15 protein-coding genes are annotated in these 17858 nt (G+C 32.1%); 4 read left to right on the top strand and 11 right to left on the bottom strand.

From position 1 onward, the window contains the following. The first annotated feature begins 38 nt into the window (after positions 1–38). Entirely contained in the window at positions 39–833 is a 795-nt protein-coding gene (locus ACVC5O_RS07565; RefSeq protein ID WP_452220870.1) for a T9SS type A sorting domain-containing protein, read from the top strand. Positions 834–857: 24 nt separating this feature from the next. Further along, complete coding sequence (locus ACVC5O_RS07560; RefSeq protein ID WP_452220869.1) at positions 858–2108, top strand: hypothetical protein; 1251 nt, start codon at positions 858–860, stop codon at positions 2106–2108. Here the strand turns inward: ACVC5O_RS07560 and ribB are convergent, their stop codons facing one another. The 6 genes from ribB to tpx form a co-directional block, all read right to left on the bottom strand. After that, positions 2109–3260, bottom strand: a complete 1152-nt coding sequence (ribB, locus tag ACVC5O_RS07555) for a 3,4-dihydroxy-2-butanone-4-phosphate synthase (RefSeq protein WP_452221067.1) — start codon at positions 3258–3260, stop codon at positions 2109–2111. Positions 3261–3321: 61 nt separating this feature from the next. Next, the gene (locus tag ACVC5O_RS07550; RefSeq protein ID WP_452220868.1) at positions 3322–5706 is read right to left on the bottom strand and encodes an LptF/LptG family permease; all 2385 of its coding nucleotides are present in this window, start codon (positions 5704–5706) and stop codon (positions 3322–3324) included. Between the two features lie 7 nt (positions 5707–5713). Beyond that, a complete protein-coding gene (locus ACVC5O_RS07545; RefSeq protein ID WP_452220867.1) occupies positions 5714–6343 on the bottom strand; it encodes a LolA family protein in 630 nt (209 codons plus the stop codon). Positions 6344–6389: 46 nt separating this feature from the next. Then, positions 6390–8777, bottom strand: a complete 2388-nt coding sequence (locus tag ACVC5O_RS07540; protein ID WP_452220866.1) for a DNA translocase FtsK — start codon at positions 8775–8777, stop codon at positions 6390–6392. A gap of 219 nt (positions 8778–8996) precedes the next feature. Beyond that, on the bottom strand, positions 8997–9368 hold the full coding sequence (locus tag ACVC5O_RS07535) for a diacylglycerol kinase family protein (protein ID WP_452220865.1): 372 nt from the start codon (positions 9366–9368) through the stop codon (positions 8997–8999). Continuing rightward, positions 9361–9867: a thiol peroxidase gene (gene tpx, locus ACVC5O_RS07530; RefSeq protein WP_452220864.1), complete on the bottom strand. Its 507-nt coding sequence runs from the start codon at positions 9865–9867 to the stop codon at positions 9361–9363. Before tpx ends, ACVC5O_RS07535 begins: the two co-directional genes overlap by 8 nt. Positions 9868–10088: 221 nt before the next feature. On the opposite strand from tpx, the gene katG reads away from it, so the two are divergent. After that, positions 10089–12299: a catalase/peroxidase HPI gene (katG, locus tag ACVC5O_RS07525; protein ID WP_452220863.1), complete on the top strand. Its 2211-nt coding sequence runs from the start codon at positions 10089–10091 to the stop codon at positions 12297–12299. 441 nt (positions 12300–12740) lie between these two features. Here the strand turns inward: katG and ACVC5O_RS07520 are convergent, their stop codons facing one another. From ACVC5O_RS07520 to nhaC, 5 genes are all read right to left on the bottom strand, one after another. Further along, positions 12741–13424 (bottom strand): DUF4919 domain-containing protein, encoded by a 684-nt coding sequence (locus tag ACVC5O_RS07520; protein ID WP_452220862.1) that lies wholly within the window; start codon positions 13422–13424, stop codon positions 12741–12743. Between the two features lie 177 nt (positions 13425–13601). Further along, complete coding sequence (locus ACVC5O_RS07515; protein WP_452220861.1) at positions 13602–13859, bottom strand: DUF6952 family protein; 258 nt, start codon at positions 13857–13859, stop codon at positions 13602–13604. Positions 13860–14020: 161 nt separating this feature from the next. Next, complete coding sequence (locus ACVC5O_RS07510; RefSeq protein ID WP_452220860.1) at positions 14021–14329, bottom strand: thioredoxin family protein; 309 nt, start codon at positions 14327–14329, stop codon at positions 14021–14023. Positions 14330–14407: 78 nt separating this feature from the next. After that, positions 14408–15052 carry a redoxin domain-containing protein gene (locus ACVC5O_RS07505; protein WP_452220859.1) on the bottom strand — a complete coding sequence of 215 codons (645 nt, stop codon included), beginning with the start codon at positions 15050–15052 and terminating at the stop codon, positions 14408–14410. 143 nt (positions 15053–15195) lie between these two features. Then, complete coding sequence (nhaC, locus tag ACVC5O_RS07500; protein WP_452220858.1) at positions 15196–16683, bottom strand: Na+/H+ antiporter NhaC; 1488 nt, start codon at positions 16681–16683, stop codon at positions 15196–15198. Positions 16684–16760: 77 nt separating this feature from the next. Between nhaC and ACVC5O_RS07495 the strand changes: the two genes are divergently transcribed. Beyond that, positions 16761–17783 (top strand): metal-dependent hydrolase, encoded by a 1023-nt coding sequence (locus ACVC5O_RS07495; protein WP_452220857.1) that lies wholly within the window; start codon positions 16761–16763, stop codon positions 17781–17783. The last annotated feature ends 75 nt before the right edge of the window (positions 17784–17858 follow it).

Raw genomic sequence — 17858 nt, 5'->3', positions numbered from 1 at the left:
ACAATTCACTATTAATTAATTCATTAAAAACAACAATTATGAAAACTTTTTACACTACAATTTTATTCGTATTTATAACTGTATTCAGTTATGCACAATCTTATTCCTACGGAATAATAAACACAGATGGTTACAATTTTAAAATCGTTGCCATACCAGATTTTGATGCTAGTACAGACGCTTCAGATATGGGATTCACATTATCATTACCTGCAGGAGTTGCTAATATTACTAATGTAAGTAGTCTTTTGCCAGCTCGTACGTGGTCTATGTTAGCGTTTGATGCTGCTTTTTTAACAAGTCAAGGTTTAGGCGATGGTACTAGAGATGTTTTTCAATTTAATAATCCTCCAGGACAATCTTTGCTTGCTCATAGCGCAAATGATCAAATAGATTTAGTGTCTTTTACAGTAAGTAATATGCCAACAACAGGCGAAATGACGTTTTTAGATAATACAGATCCTGTAGCTGCAGGAGCAGGAGGTGTTTTAGATAGCTTTTACAACTCTAATATAGACAATACTACTACACAAGATTATTTTGGTGGTTATGCACCAGGTTTAACCTCAATACAATTTAATACACTTGGTGTTGATACAGAACAAGTTTTAGCAGCTTCTATTAGTGTGTATCCAAACCCAACTATAGATTCTATTTCTATTAAAGCAACAGTTAAAATAGATTCTGCAATGTTATTTGATATCACTGGTAAAGAAATATTAAACGTGTCTCAACCAACAACATTGTCTCTAGCAAATTTAGCTTCAGGTGTGTATTTATTAAAGTTATATACAGAAAATACAACTGTTGTAAAACGTATAGTAAAAAAATAAATAATATTATAAAAACTAGCAATCATGAGACTTTATAAAAAAATAATTTTAACAGTGCTGCTCTGCTTTTCAGCATTTACAACTTCGGTTTATGCACAACAAAGCATTAACTACAAAGCAGTAATTAAAGATGGCAATGGTAATTTAATTACTAACGATCTTATTCAAGTTCAATTTAATATTTTAAAGGGCTTGACGCAAACCAATGTTTATTCAGAATCACATTCACCAACCACAGACGACAATGGAATTATTATTGTTAATATTGGTGAAGGTACACTAGTGCCTGGAAGTGCAGCTTACGATACCATAGATTGGGCTAGTGACACTCACTTTTTGCAAGTTTTAATTAATACTGGAGCAGGACTAGTAGATATGGGAACAAGCGAATTTAAAGCAGTACCTTATGCACTTACTTCTGGAGATAAATCTTGGGAAAGTGAAATAGATAATGTACACGTTCTATCTAAAAACGTAGGAATTGGCACAAACTCTCCAACTGAGTTATTAGAAATTAGCGATCCTGATAACGCAGGTATTAAGCTTAGTGTTCCTTCTTTAAGTGATGCGTCTAAAATTGAATTAAGAAATGGATCTGAAACCGGAAGTCATTCTTTTTATAAAATTGAAAACCGAAGTGATATTTTAAGATTTGAAATAGATACAGATTTAACTTCAGCTACTGGCTTTGAAAATAGGATGACACTTTCTAATACTGGATTAGCATTATTTGATGGAACACGAGTTAACGAGTTTTCTACAGATGGAACACTTGCTGGTAATAGCAATATAGCAATACCAACAGAACGCGCAGTAAAGTCTTATGTTGATAATGCATTGTCTGCAAATGGTGAGAAAACTATAGTCATTCCTGCTGTATCTTTTACAGGTAATCAGTCTCTTACATTTGTTAATTACGTAAATTTTGGAGCTTATGCTCAAAAAACGTCTAGTAATGGGTATTTAGTAGCGCCTTTAACATTACCAGAAGGAGCTACAGTTACTTCTATGACTTTTTATTTAAGAGATGGGAGTAATGCGAGTAATGTAAATTTAGAGTGTAGTGTGTTATATGGTAGTCAAAATTCTTCAATATTTACTATCTTGTTTACGACATCAACTTTTGGTGGTTCAAGTTCTGGTATTACATTAACTCAAAATACGCCATTTTCAATTTTGAGTAATAGACAATATATTATTAGAGTGCTACCAACCTCTACTTGGGGAACATCAGATTTTGGAATTTGCAGTGTAAAAGTGACTTATACAGAATAATTAATAATTTACATACTCTACAATCTCTAATCCGTAACCAATTATTCCTACACGTTTGGTTTGTTGCGAGTTAGAGATTAATTTTAATTTGTGAATGTTTAAATCGTGGAGTATTTGAGCTCCAATACCAAAATCTTTAGTATCCATTGCGATTTTTGGCGCTTTGGTTACTGAATTTGGTTGTTGAGACTCTTTAAGTAATTCCAATCTGTTTAACAAATTCATAGATTGGTTTTCCTGATTTATAAATAGAATTGCGCCTTTGCCATTTTCAGAAATAACTTTAAACATATCGTCTAATTTCTGATCTACATTATTGGTTAAAGTCCCTAAAATATCATTGTTTACTAAGGTGGAATTTACGCGTGTAAGTACAGGCTCGTTAGAGTTCCAATCGCCTTTTGTAAGAGCAATGTGCACTTGGCTATTGGTGGTTTGTTGGTAAGCTCTTAGTCTAAAACTACCAAAACGGGTTTCGATTTCAAAATCTTCTTTTTTCTCAATTAAAGAATCGTGTTGCATGCGATAAGCCACTAAATCTTCAATAGATACTATTTTTAAATCAAAGCGTTTTGCCACTTCCATAAGTTGAGGTAAACGTGCCATGGTACCATCGTCATTCATTATCTCCACAATCACACCTGCTGGTTGTAAACCTGCTAAACGTGCAAAATCTATGGCAGCTTCTGTATGTCCTGTTCTACGCAAAACACCACCTTCTTTAGCCACAAGCGGGAAAATATGTCCTGGTCTTGCCAATTCAAAAGGCTTTAAATCTTTTCTAATTAAGGCTTTCACTGTTTTTGCTCTATCGCTTGCTGAGATTCCTGTTGTTACTCCTTCGCCACGTAAATCTACAGAGACTGTAAAAGCCGTTTCCATAGGATCTGTGTTATTATTTACCATCATGTGCAAATCAAGGTCTTTACAACGAGTTTCGGTAAGTGGAGTACAGATTAATCCACGACCATGTGTTGCCATAAAATTAATCATCTCTGGTGTGACTTTTTCGGCAGCAGCCAAAAAATCACCTTCATTTTCTCTATCTTCATCATCAACAACTATAATAACTTTTCCTTGTTTTATATCTTGTATAGCTTCTTCAATTGTATTTAATTGAAAAGTAGATTTTGTTTTCGTTTCAGTTTGCATCATCATTATTTTGGCATTATTTACAAAGATATTGCTTATTTGTAAGTACACATACAGCTAATTATAAATTATTTTTTCGTTTTATATAAAACACAGGATATAAAATATAAGAAAGTATGGTTTGTAAAAGGTTGTTTTTAGAATTTTTAAGCTGAAATATAGCCTTTAAATTGAGTTGTGTTTTTATAAAATAGAAGCTATAAAGACACAATGAGATTCCACTTAATTGTATGCTAGCGGAAGCATAAAGAGGTAATTTATTGTTTTTGAGTACAAAAAATAAAATAAAACACACTAAGGCTAAACTGTAAAACACTACACTGTAATTAGAATGCGATAGATAATCTTTTTGTAAAGTAATGGGTACTTTAGATTCTGGTGTTGAAGCAGAAGTTGTATTATTTTTAATTTGGTCATTAATTGCTAAAGCTTCATCTTTATTAGGTGTTATCAAATCATCTTCAAGGGTTGTAGGATTTAAATCGCGTTTAATTTTTTTCTTCTGAAAGAAATAATTAACAAAATATAAAGGTAAACCTAATAGAATAAATAAAGCAGAATTAATAGAGTTGTCTTTACCAAGATGTTTATAAAGATTAGTATGGTCTGCAAACGATTTAAATAAGGCAAAGAAAAACAGAATTTGGATGAGTATTCCCAATACAAACACTCCATTTCCAATCCCAGAAAAGCCATTATTTGCCAATATTTTTCCTCCAAGAGATAACAATAAAGCAATAGTGTAAAGAATAAAAGCAAGTTTAGAATTTTCTTCAAAAAGCCCTTTTAGTCGCAAAGCTTCATCTAATTTGTTATTAGATATTTTACCGCTAATTTTTAACTCTTGTTCCGAAACACCACGAGATTTTAATAAGCTTAATGCAGTATTTCTATGTGCTGGAATATAATTGTATTGTCTATAATTATTTACAATATCTACAAGTTGCGTGTTATTATAATCTACAAGTTTATTGTAATCGTCTGAGGTTTGTGATAATAATGAGGTGTCTATTGTTAATTTAGATTTTATGCCAAATAGTTTTTTAAGTGGTTCTAATATGGCGTCACTCTCAAATAAACCTCTGTCTGCAGTTGCTCTTTTTGTTAAATAAATACTTAGAGGCAACATAATTAATGTAGAAAACCAAGTGGCAAGTATAGGATTAAAACTACCATCTTTTGCACTGTTTTTAGCAAATATGCCAATAAAATGATAGGTTAAAAATAGGAGAATAGCAATAACCATTGGTAATCCAATACCTCCTTTACGAATTAAAGCACCTAAGGGAGCACCAACAAAAAAGAGAATAATACAGGCAAACCCTAAGGCAAATTTTTCGTGCAATGCCATGTAATGCTTGTTAATCCAAACGTTTTTTGCTTTAAAAACAGGAGCTTTAGAGCCTATCATTTGTTTTGTACTATTAATAGTATTTAATGATAAATCTACGATTTGAATATTTTTACGAGCTTTAAAGAGGTTTAATATATTATCGCCTTTATAAATTGAATCTTCATTTTTTTTATAACTTAAATTTAGAGAAGACACGTTGGTTCTATTGTACAAAGTTTGATTAAATTCTTTATACTCTTTATTTCTAGCAATTTTTAGGGAGTCTATATTGTATTTTAATCCATTAACATCTAACATAGAATACTTATCTGTAATATTTTTTTCTTCTAAGTTTCCTGCATTAGGATCAGATAAATTAATGTATTTAATATATTCTTTAAAGTAACTTTTTATAAAAGGATTGCTTTTCCTTTTTTTATAATCTTTAGGAGGTGTATCGTCATAATAATAGCCATTATAAAGTATTAATTTTAGTATATCACTATCTTCTTCTCCAATAAGTTCACCTGTTTCTGCTATAATAGTGATGTGATTTCCTATTCTTTTACCACTTTTTTGATGGATGACTACACCTTCTAAAAACTCTCCTTTTTCTCCTGTTTTCTTTTCTACTTTAATATTTAAACCTTCACCAACTTGGTTAAATTGGCCTTCGGCAATAAAGGTTGCAGGTTTAAGTTTAGCTATATTTTTTCTAAGATTATAGGAGTTGTATTCTGCCCACGGAATAACATTATTACTAAAAAAGAAAGTAAGTACAGACAGCGCAATTATAAAAACACTTAAACCAGCCATGGCGCGTTGTAAAGAAATACCTGTAGATTTCATTGCAGCAAACTCATAGTTTTCGGCAAAATTACCAAAAACCATAATGGAGGATAGGAGTATAGTTAACGGTAATACTAAGGGAATTAATTTAGGTGCAAAGTAAAGTAAAAACTTTAAAACGGTTTCTAAATCAAGATCTTTACCTGCTAGCTCTTTGATGTAGAGCCAAATTGTTTGTAAAACAAAAATCAGCATGAGTATTACAAACACGCTGATAAAAGTTTTAAGATAGGTTTTTAATATGTATCTATCGAGAATTTTCAAATGATAACTAATCTAATTTATTGATGTAATACTCTGAGTATTTAGAGTCGTCAAAGGTAAATAAGGATTTTGAAATAGTTTCATTTGTTTTAAAAGAATTAACAGTTAAGGTTGTTTTTGTGCCATTTTTACCATTTTCTATTAAATTATATATGTGTTTTGTTTGTGCATCAATACCTAAAAGAATGTAACTAATTTCGGTATTAGAATCCATTGGGTTCAATTTTACATACTGTATTTTTCTGCCTTTTATAGTTTGAGTGATGTCCATTTTGTAAGTAAAACCATCCTCATAAAACGATAGCATTTTACTTGGCGTAATACTGTTTTCGTCGCTTCCATCTTCATTAGATATGGTTACCTCTTCGTCTTCTGGACTAATACTATACAGTGTTTTGCCATCAAAAATTCTGGTTATACCAAGAATATTTAGTTTGTATTTTTCGCCAGCCATAACAACATTTCCACGAGTTTCTTGTTTAATATTTTCGGCTTCGTTTTGTAATTCATATTTAAAATCTATGCTTATATTATCATAGCTTTTAGCTTTGGCCGAAACCTCATTTAGCAATGATTTTGCGTCTTGTGCAAATGTCATTGAACTTACTAATACCAATACTGCAAATAATTTTTTCATTTTAAAACTTTAATTTTAAAGATTCCCTAAACAGGAAATTTGATTTTTATTGTCCTTCGTTTTCTAGTAATTGATCGAGAGCTACAAAATCTGGTACTAAAACCTGTCTGGCTTTACTACCTTCAAAACCACCTACAATACCTGCAGCTTCTAATTGATCGATAATTCGTCCTGCGCGATTGTAACCTAATTTTAGCTTACGTTGCAATAAAGACGCAGACCCTTGTTGTGCTGTAACAATAATTTCGGCAGCTTCTCTAAATAGTTTATCTCTATCTGAGATATCTATATCAAGACTTGTGCCACTTTCTTCACCAACATATTCAGGAAGTAAATGTGCATCTGGATACGCTTTTTGTGCACCAATAAAATCCACTATTCGTTCTACCTCTGGAGTGTCAACAAAGGCACATTGAATACGCACTAAATCGTTACCTTGCGTGTATAGCATATCTCCACGACCAATAAGTTGGTCTGCTCCAGAACCATCTAAAATAGTTCGGGAATCAATTTTACTAGTTACTCTAAATGCAATACGAGCTGGGAAATTGGCTTTAATAATACCAGTAATTACATTTACAGATGGACGTTGTGTTGCAATTATTAAATGGATACCTATGGCACGTGCTAGTTGTGCTAGACGTGCAACAGGTGTTTCTACTTCTTTACCAGCAGTCATAATTAAATCGGCAAACTCATCGACCACCAAAACTATATATGGTAAAAAGGCATGACCATCGTTTGGATTAAGTTTACGCGCTTTAAATTTGGTGTTGTACTCTACAATGTTTCGACATAATGCGTTTTTTAGCATGTCGTAACGGTTATCCATTTCTATACACAGAGAATTAAGTGTATTAATTACTTTGGTGTTATCTGTAATAATAGCTTCGGCTTCGTCTGGTAATTTTGCCAAATAATGACGCTCAATTTTATTAAATAAAGTGAGTTCCACTTTTTTTGGATCTACTAAAACAAACTTTACTTCAGCAGGATGTTTTTTATAAAGTAGAGAAGTAAGTACAGCGTTTAATCCAACCGATTTTCCTTGTCCTGTTGCACCTGCCATTAACATGTGCGGCATTTTTGCAAGATCGACTACAAAGGTTTCGTTACTAATAGTTTTACCAAACGCAATTGGGAGTTGCATTTCTGACTTCTGAAACTTTTGCGATGCAATTACAGAACGCATAGAAACTATTGTAGAATTTTTGTTTGGCACTTCAATACCAATAGTTCCTTTTCCAGGAATTGGAGCAATAATACGAATACCTAGTGCAGATAGAGACAATGCAATATCATCTTCTAAATTTTTAATTTTAGAAATACGCACACCTGCTTCTGGCACAATTTCGTATAAGGTAACTGTTGGTCCAATGGTTGCTTTTATGCTTGCAATTCCAATTTTATAATTGTTTAGCGTTTCAACAATTTTATTTTTGTTTTCTTCTAATTCTTCTTGATTAATCGTAATCCCTTCAGTATCATATTTTTTCAATAAATCTAAAGGGGGAAATTGGTAATTACCTAATTCTAAAGTTGGGTCAAACTGGCCAAAATCTTCTACTAATTTATTGGCTAGATTATCTGTTTCAGATTGTTCTTCTGTTACTTTTTCAACTTCAATAGCTATTTCTTCTTCTAAAGGGTCTTCTTTTGCAACTTCTATCTCTAAAGGCTTTTCTTCTTTTTTAGTGGTTGTAGAATGCTTAGTGATTGTAGGTTTTAAGTCTTCTAAAGGCATTTCGAAACTAGATTTAATAGCTTCAGCTTCTTCAGATAGACTGTTATCAATTGGTACAAAATCGTCTTTTGCATCTTTAAAATCTGTTTTTATTTCTTTTTTAGCCGATTTGAATACGTTTGCAATACTTTCTGCTGTGACTTTAAAGCGTATGGCTAAATAAGTAATAAGTCCAAAAATTAATAATAGAATAGTACCAATTTTTCCTAAGTAGTCCTGAAGAAAGGTATTGATTTCATAACCTACTGTACCACTTAAAAAATCTAATTTTTGAGTAAAGAAACCAAAAAGCACAGAGAGCCAAACCATGACGCAAATTCCCCAAAACCAGTGTTTTCTTAATTTGGTTTTGTTTAAATTCATTAAAATATAAATACCAGAAAGAAAGGTTAAACCAGATAAAATAAATGCTGAAACACCAAAACCACGATGAATAAAAAAATCGCCTAACCAAGCACCAAATTGACTTGCCCAGTTTTTTGTTTCTACACCTCTTGCAGGAAACTCGTTAAGAACACTTTGGTCTGCTTTACCAGTAAATAAAAAGGAGACAAAGGCAACACATAATAAAACACCAAGCATTAATAAAAAGCTGCCTAACACCAATTTTTGTTGGTTAGATAGCTTAAAGCTAGGCTTTTTAAATTTGGGTTTTATTGTTTTTTTAGTACTTTTTTTTGCTTTCGCCATATTCAGATTGTGTTAAACAAAAATACAAATACTTAACGTTTTTCCTAATGTGTAATTGCGCAGGTTTAAAATAAAATTGATTACTACCTATTATCATCTATAATTGGTGTGTAATTTTTTGAATTTATATTAAAAACACTTTTAATTTTAAGTTAGAGTAAGCATTACTGAAAATTCTATCAATGCTTTTTGAGGTTTTAGAGCTAAAAAAGAACAGAATTAGATAAATTTTGGAATATAAATTATACAACCAATTATAATTGCTGCAATGGCAACTATAAATACAGCTCCTGCAGCTAAATCTTTTATTAAACCAATTTTAGGATGGTACTCAGGATGTATAAAGTTTGCAATTTCTTCTATAGCAGTATTTACGCCTTCAATAGCCATAATAAGCGCAATAACTAAAATTTGAATACACCATTCTGTTGCCGAAAGGTTAAAATAGAATCCAGCAACCGTCATTAAAATCCCAATACAAAATTGAATTTTTAAACTAGCTTCTGTTGTAATTAAAAGGTATGCACCTTTAAAGGCATAACCTACACTTTTAATTCTATTAACTAAAAAAGTGTCCTTTTTATTATTCATCTAAAAGCGCATATAAGGATGCTTTATAATTTGGCTCGTCTGCGACTTCTTGCACTTGCTCTGTGTATTTAACAATTCCGTTTTCGTCTAAAACAACTACGCAACGCGAGTGTAAGCCAGCAAAAGGACCAGTTTTAAATTCTAAACCGTAATCTTTACCAAACTGTCCGTTTTTAAAATCGGATAACATCATTACATTTTCAATACCTTCAGCACCACAAAAACGTGCTTGTGCAAAGGGTAAATCTCTAGAAACGCATAGTACTTTTGTGTTTTCCATTTCTGCAGCTTCTTTGTTAAAAGCTCTTACAGAAGTTGCACAGGTTCCTGTATCCACACTCGGAAAAATATTTAAAACGACTTTGTGACCTTCAAAGTCTGATAATTTTTGAGTAGATAAATCACTTACAGTAAGTGTAAAATCTGGAGCTTTATCTCCAATTTTTGGTAGGTTTCCAATAGTTTCTACAGGTGTTCCTCCTAATGTTATTTTAGCCATGTTGTTTTATAATTTTTATGAAAGTTAAAAATAGTCAATCTTAATATAATTGTGACTTTAGAAACTATAAATTTTTTCACAATAAATAACTAATTGTTATTGTATTATTTAATTATTATAGTTAACCTCTATTAAAAAATAAAAATAATCAATTTTTAGACGAGGAATCAAACAAATTATTAGTTAAATTTAGGTTCTAATAAATTGAAAATAGTTGAATTATGGAAAATAATGGTAAAGTTTGGGATATTAACGAGTCTAATGCACAATGTCCTTTTTTAAGTGGTGCTCAAAAAAGAGCAGCAGGAGGCGGAACTAGTAATAGAGATTGGTGGCCAAACGAATTAAAATTAAATATATTAAGGCAAAACGCACCAAAATCTAATCCTTTGGGTGACGATTTTGATTATGCTAAAGCATTTAATAGTGTAGATTTTAAAGCCTTAAAGCAAGATGTTATAGATTTAATGACAGACTCACAAGATTGGTGGCCAGCAGATTATGGACATTATGGACCATTTATGATACGTATGGCTTGGCATAGTGCTGGAACTTATAGAGTTGGTGATGGAAGAGGAGGAGCAGCTTCTGGAAACCAGCGTTTTGCACCACTAAATAGTTGGCCAGATAATGGGAATTTAGACAAAGCCAGATTGTTACTATGGCCAGTGAAAAAGAAATATGGCAACAAAATTTCTTGGGCAGATTTAATGATACTTGCCGGAAACTGTGCCTTGGAGTCTATGGGATTTAAAACTTTTGGATTTGCAGGTGGACGTGAAGACGTTTGGGAACCAGAACAAGATATTTATTGGGGAAGTGAAACGGGTTGGTTAGATAATGACGAGCGTTATGATACAAGTGATGGTGATTTAGAAGGCCATCTTGGCGCTGTACATATGGGATTAATTTATGTGAATCCTGAAGGACCAAATGGAGTGCCAGACCCTTTAAAATCTGCACACGATATAAAAATCACATTTGGCCGAATGGCAATGAATGATGAAGAAACTGTTGCATTAGTTGCTGGAGGACACACCTTTGGTAAAGCACATGGAGCAGCAGATCCTGAGAAATATGTTGGTACAGAACCTCATGGAGCTTCTATTGAAGAAATGAGCACAGGATGGAAAAACACCTTTCAATCTGGTGTGTTAGATGATACTATTACTAGTGGTATTGAAGGTGCTTGGACACCAAATCCAACACGTTGGGATAATGAATATTTTGATGTTTTACTTAATTACGATTGGGAACTCACTAAAAGTCCTGCTGGTGCACATCAATGGACACCAACTGCAGCTTCTAATGCGAAAAGAGCTCCAAAAGCAGGTGATGCTAATGGAACACAAGCGTTAATGATGACCACTGCAGATATGGCATTAAAAATGGATCCTACTTATTTAGAAATTTCTAAGCGCTTTCATAAAGACCACAAGGCTTTTGAAGATGCTTTTGCTCGCGCTTGGTATAAACTAACACATCGTGATATGGGACCAGTTAATCGGTATTTAGGACCAGAAGTTCCTAAAGAAGAATTAATTTGGCAAGATCCTATTCCTACTGTTGATTATAATTTAACAGATGAAGATATTAGTACTTTAAAGACAATGATATCAAATTCAGGATTATCTATTTCGCAATTAGTCACTACAGCTTGGGCTTCTGCATCAACCTACAGAGATTCTGATAAGCGTGGAGGAGCAAATGGAGGACGTTTACGATTAGAGCCACAACGTAGTTGGGAAGTTAATAATCCAACAGAATTAAAGAAAGTGTTAGATAGTTATGAAGCTATCCAAAATGAATTTAAAGGATCAGTTTCTATAGCAGATTTAATAGTTTTAGGCGGAAATGTAGGCGTGGAGCAAGCTGCAAAAAATGCTGGACATTCTGTAACTGTTCCATTTGCACAAGGTAGAGGAGATGCATCGCAAGAACAAACAGATTTAGAATCTTTTGGCTATTTAGAGCCATTAGCAGATGGTTTTAGAAACTATATGAGTTCTAAATTAAATGTAAAAGCAGAAGATTTATTAATAGATCGTGCCAATTTACTATCGTTGTCTATTCCAGAAATGACAGTGCTTGTTGGTGGACTTCGTGTTTTAGGCGCAAATTATGATGGCTCTAAACATGGTGTATTTACAAATAATGTTGGACATTTAACTAATGACTTTTTTACAAACATTCTAGACTTCTCGTTAACGTGGAAAGCAGCAAATGCTGAAGAAAAAGAATTTATTGGTCGTGATCGTAAAACAGGAGCCATGAAGTTTTCTGGGACGCGCGCAGATTTAATATTTGGATCTAACACAGAGCTTAGAGCTGTAGCAGAAGTGTATGGCGCAAATGATGGCGAAGCCAGATTTGTAAACGATTTTGTTGCTGCTTGGACTAAAGTGATGAATTTAGATCGTTTTGATTTGTAATAATTACGAGTTACAATAGTTATAGAAAAAGGAATGCGTTTTTAGATGTGTTCCTTTTTTTATATAATAAAACAATGGAAGACATAAATACATTGTTTTAAAGTATTAGAAGCCAAGAATCAACGTGGTTTCTATTCCATTAATTTTTACAACTTATTTTGATAATGAAACTGCAACCAAAATTTTAATGTAACATAAAGCACCAATTAACATAAAAGACGCTTCTGCTAGTACAGCCTTAATAAATGTTAGTTTTAAGGTGAGTTTAGCTTAATTCAGGATGTGTCTTATTTTTGTTTATCGGTTTCGGTTTCGGCTTTGAGTAGTTGCGTGGTTTAGCACTTAACTTTGTAAGTACTCACCATACTTAAAATTCTCCAGGATTTTCAGACGTTGGTATAAGTAAGCAATTACTTATACCCATTGTTGTACAGCGTTTTCTTATTCTTTAAACATTTTTGACAATGATTTTAAACACGGACTAACATCAAAGTACAATCCTTCTAATTTGTCTTCATTTTCTGCAATAGTTAAATAATCGTAATGTTCAATCAAACTTTGTGAGCCTCCAAATTGTAATCCAAGAAAGTTTAATAAATCATATTCGTGTGAGGTGTAAATTACATAAAACGCTTCTTTTTTACTTTTCCCATTCCCTGAACTCATCAAAGCATCTACAATAATTCGTAGTTGATTTACTCTTTTGTCAAAAGATTCTTTATTTCCTAATTTTTCTAATGAATATAGTTGGTAATTTATTGCATTTAAATTAAATGGATTTTCAAAGAGCATTTTATTAGTAAATTCAACAATTCTATTTAAATCTAAACTGTCCATTTTTTCTTTTCGAAGCACAACTCTTAAGCTATCTCTATAATCTGAACGTGAATATGGGGAATAATTTTTATCAAAAATGTAACCATAATACAAATGCCTTTTTTCGTCTAAAGTCATTGTTGAATCAGCTTTTTGAAATCTGCTCATTAAAGTTTTGTAGAAAAGATTCGATTTCTTCTTTTTGATATTTTTCTCAATTTTCTTGTAATTAGGTTTTTCAAAATCCCAATCTTGAGAATAAGATAAATGACCTATTAATATGAATGTGATTAAAATTATTTTTTTCATTGTCGTTTTGTTAAATGCTTTACAACATATAACGAATATAATTCCGTATTAATATTTTATATTCGAAGTTAAACGAATTTAGTAGAAAAACTTTATAATGTCAAGTATCTATAAAAAATAAAAAAACCACCTTGCTATTGCAAAGTGGTTTAATAAATTCTCATTTTTATTTTTCTATTACTTATCTATAGAGCCTAAAACACGTTTCATAAATGTATTTAAAGCTTCTTTTTTAGGCGTACCTTCTTTAGTCATTTTATTAACTTCTAAAGCGCCATACATATTAGAAATAAGTTCTCCAATAACGTCTAACTCTTCGTCTTTTAAAGAAGGGACTTCTGTTAAGGCTTCTAAAGTTTCTATAGTTTCAACAACAAAATCTTCATCGTTGTCTTCTATAAATTGTGTGAGGTGTTTTATAACTGGTAATTTCATCTCATCTTCCGTCTTCCCAAAGGGAAGAAACTATTTTTAGTTATTACTAATTTTATTTTTGTTTCAAAAGCTGTTCTCGATACAAAACCGATAAAAAAAATCAGATTCACTCGAACTGACACTTTTTTTTAATTTCCGCTTTAGCGAAAATATTATAGGTGTTAAGCGACTTCGTTTACTAATTCTTTTAACACATCAAACTTGTTAGTCTGTGTTTGATTTACAAATTTTCCGTCTTTAAAAGTAGCAAAGGTTGGTAAATTATCTACAGTTGCTAATTGTCTTGATTCCGGAAATTTTTCAGCATCTGCAATAACAAAGGTAATATCCTCTAATTCTGAAGCTAATTTTTTAACCTTTGGTTTCATAATACGACAGTTACCACACCAAGTCGCAGAATATTGTACGACTACTGTTTTATTATTATTAACGATTTCATTTAAGTTATCTTGATCTAATTCTTTAAGCATAATTTTAATTTTTTGATATTAAAAATCCAAACTCCAAAAGCAATTTTCGAAGTTTGGATTATAATTATTTATTTTAATTTAGTTTGCGTGAGCAGCTAAGTATTCTGCAACGCCATCTCTGTTCGCATGCATTGCATCTTTACCTTCTTCCCAGTTTGCAGGACAAACTTCTCCTTTTTCTTGTACATGTGTTAAGGCATCGATAATACGTAAAAATTCGTTTACGTTTCTACCAATAGGCATGTTGTTAACACCTTCGTGTTGTACAATTCCGTCCTCATCAATTACGTAAGTTGCTCTATAAGTAACGTTGTCTCCTTCTACAATTACTAAACCAGTTTCTTCATCGTAATGTTGGTTAGTAATGTCTAAAATTTGTAAAGCAGAAGCTAAGTTACGATTTGTATCTGCTAATAATGGGTAAGTTACACCTTCAATACCTCCATTATCTTTTGGAGTATTTAACCAAGCGAAGTGCACTTCTGGAGTATCACAAGAAGCACCAATTAGCATTGTGTTTCTTTTTTCAAACTCAGCTTTGGCAGCTTCAAAAGCGTGTAATTCTGTTGGGCAAACAAAAGTAAAATCTTTTGGGTACCAGAATAATAATACTTTCTTTTTATTCTTTTTCGCTTCTTCAAGAACGTTTATTTTAAAGGTATCACCCATTTCGTTCATTGCATCTACATTAAAATCTGGAAACTGTTTTCCTACTATTGCCATTGTAATAAAATTTAAAAATTAATATGTTATTTTATACGTACAAAGGTACAATAGATGTCCAAATTTTTAGCCTAACAAAATCTTAAAATCCTATCTGACTATAAGTTTTAATTATAATAAAATTATTAAACTATAATCTTAGGCTATTTGTTGTTAAGTTGTTTGATTTTTATTGAGAATGCAGCAAAAAGTAGGGTCATAAACGGACTTATAATGCTAAAAAACGCATAAGGAATATAGGCAGTAGCACCAGCGTAACCAAATAACACTTTAGAGTGGTATGCACCACAAGTATTCCATGGAATTAATACAGAAGTCACAGTACCAGAGTCTTCCAAAGTTCTACTTAAATTTTCAGGAGCTAACCCTCTATCCTCATAGGCTTGCTTAAACATCTTACCAGGCACAACTAATGCTAAATATTGGTCTGATGCTGTTAGATTTAAAGCCAAACAGCTTGCAACAGTACTTGCAAATAAGCCAAATGTTGTGGTTGCCATATTGAGCAAAGATTTTGTGATTCTAGACAATGCTCCAATAGCATCCATTACACCTCCAAATACCATTGCGCATACTATTAACCAAATAGTTCCTAACATACCTTTCATTCCACCAGATGTAAACAAATCGTTTAATTCTGCACTAGAAGTTTCAACAGCTGTATCTACAGTTAAGGCATTCATAACACCTTGATAAGCGGACTGAAAATTTAAAGTTTCAGCTCCAGCAATTTTTACAATAATATCAGGTTGCATTATTAAAGCCGCTGCGCCTCCTAGTAAAGAACCAGTGAGTAATGCAATTAATGGAGGTGTTTTTTTAATAATCATAACAATTACTAAAACAGGAACAATAAATAACCATGGACTGATGTTAAATGCATTATCTATTGCTGCTAACTTATCGTCTATTTGAGGTGTTCCAGTTGTATCTAAATTTAATCCTATAATAATAAAAATTATGAGTGTAATTACTATAGTAGGTACAGTAGTATAAGCCATATATTTAATATGACTAAAGAGCTCTCCGCCTGCCATTGCTGGTGCTAAGTTTGTGGTGTCACTAAGTGGCGACATTTTATCTCCAAAATATGCTCCAGAGAGTACTGCTCCAGCTGTCATTCCAACAGAAATCCCTAAGCTTTCTCCAATGCCAATTAGTGCAATACCTACAGTGGCAGAGGTGGTCCAAGAACTACCAGTCGCTATGGAAATTATAGAGCAAATAATTACACAAGCAGCTAAAAAAATTGTTGGGTTTAATATTTGTAGTCCATAATAAATCATTGTTGGAATAATACCACTTATTAGCCATGTTCCGGCTAAAGAGCCTACCATTAATAATATTAATAATGCTCCAGTTGTAGATTTTACGTTTTCGGCAATTTCCTCAATCATTCTTCTGTAAGGCACTTTATTTCTAAAACCAACAATAGCAGCAACAGCAGCGCCAAGTAATAAAATAAACTGGTTGCTTCCACTTAATGCGTCATCTCCATATACATAAATATTATATGCTAGCATACCAACTAATGCAAAAACAGGTATTAATGCTTCCCAAATATTTAATTCTTTATTGTTTATTATTTTTTGATCTTCAATTTTAGTTTCAGAAAGATTATCGTCTTGCATAAGAGTTAGTTTTTTTAGATATGTAATGTTACGATTTTACAAGAAGTTATGCAAATTGATATAAATTTGCTAATTATATGGATTCAATAACTCAAATTGTACTTGGAGCGGCTTGTGGAGAAGCTGTTTTAGGAAAAAAAATAGGAAATAAAGCCTTGTTGTTTGGTGCTATTGGTGGTACGATTCCTGATTTAGATGTCTTTATTGGCAGATTTTTTTACACTAATGAAATAGATATTATGCTGTTTCATCGTGGCTTTATGCATTCATTTTTATTTTCTGTTTTAGGCGCTTTTTTGTTTGGATGGTTTACGTTTAAACTTTACAATACTGGCAAGCGAATTCATACAACGACTTTAAAAGATTGGATGTTATTATTTTTTTGGTCGCTATTTACACATTCTATTTTAGATGCCTTTACTCCTTATGGCACGCAATTATTTGCTCCATTTTCTAATTATAGAGTAGCTTTTAATAACATTGCTGTTGCAGATCCTGCTTATACATTACCTTTTTTAATTTGCAGTATTGTACTGTTATTTTTTAAAAGAAACACCTTTAAAAGAACACTATGGTTAAAATTAGGATTAGGAATAAGCTCGCTATATATGTTGTTTACACTTGGAAATAAAATGTATATAAATTCTATTTTTAAAGCCTCTTTAGTTGAAGATAACATTGAATACTCTCGTTTTAGCGCTCAACCTTCAATTTTAAACAACTTATTGTGGTATGGAATTGCAGAAACCGATACTTCTTATAAAGTAGCTTATTATTCGTTGTTGGATACTAGTAACCGATTTTCCGAATGGCAAGAAATTCCTAAAGTAAGAGCAATTAGTGCATCAGAATTTAAAGAATTAAAAGAGTTGTCGTGGTTTAGTAATGGGTATTTTAATGTCGAAAAAATTTCGGAAAACAACTATTTGTATAATGATTTACGCTATCCTTTAGTAAAGACTAAAAATGGTTACGAATCTGTTTTTAGTCTATCACTTTTTAAAGAAAATAACAGATTAAATATGAAACCTTTTGCACCTAAAGTTGATGATTTTGGAGAGACGATGTCTGAGCTTTGGAAACGGATGAAAGGAATTTGATTTTAGTGTTTAGTAACTATATTTTAAGTAAATAATTTTAATTAGTTTTCACCATTCACCATTCACCATTCACCA

It is taken from the genome of Lacinutrix salivirga, assembly GCF_053604675.1.
This window is presented reverse-complemented; position numbering and strand designations above follow the sequence as displayed.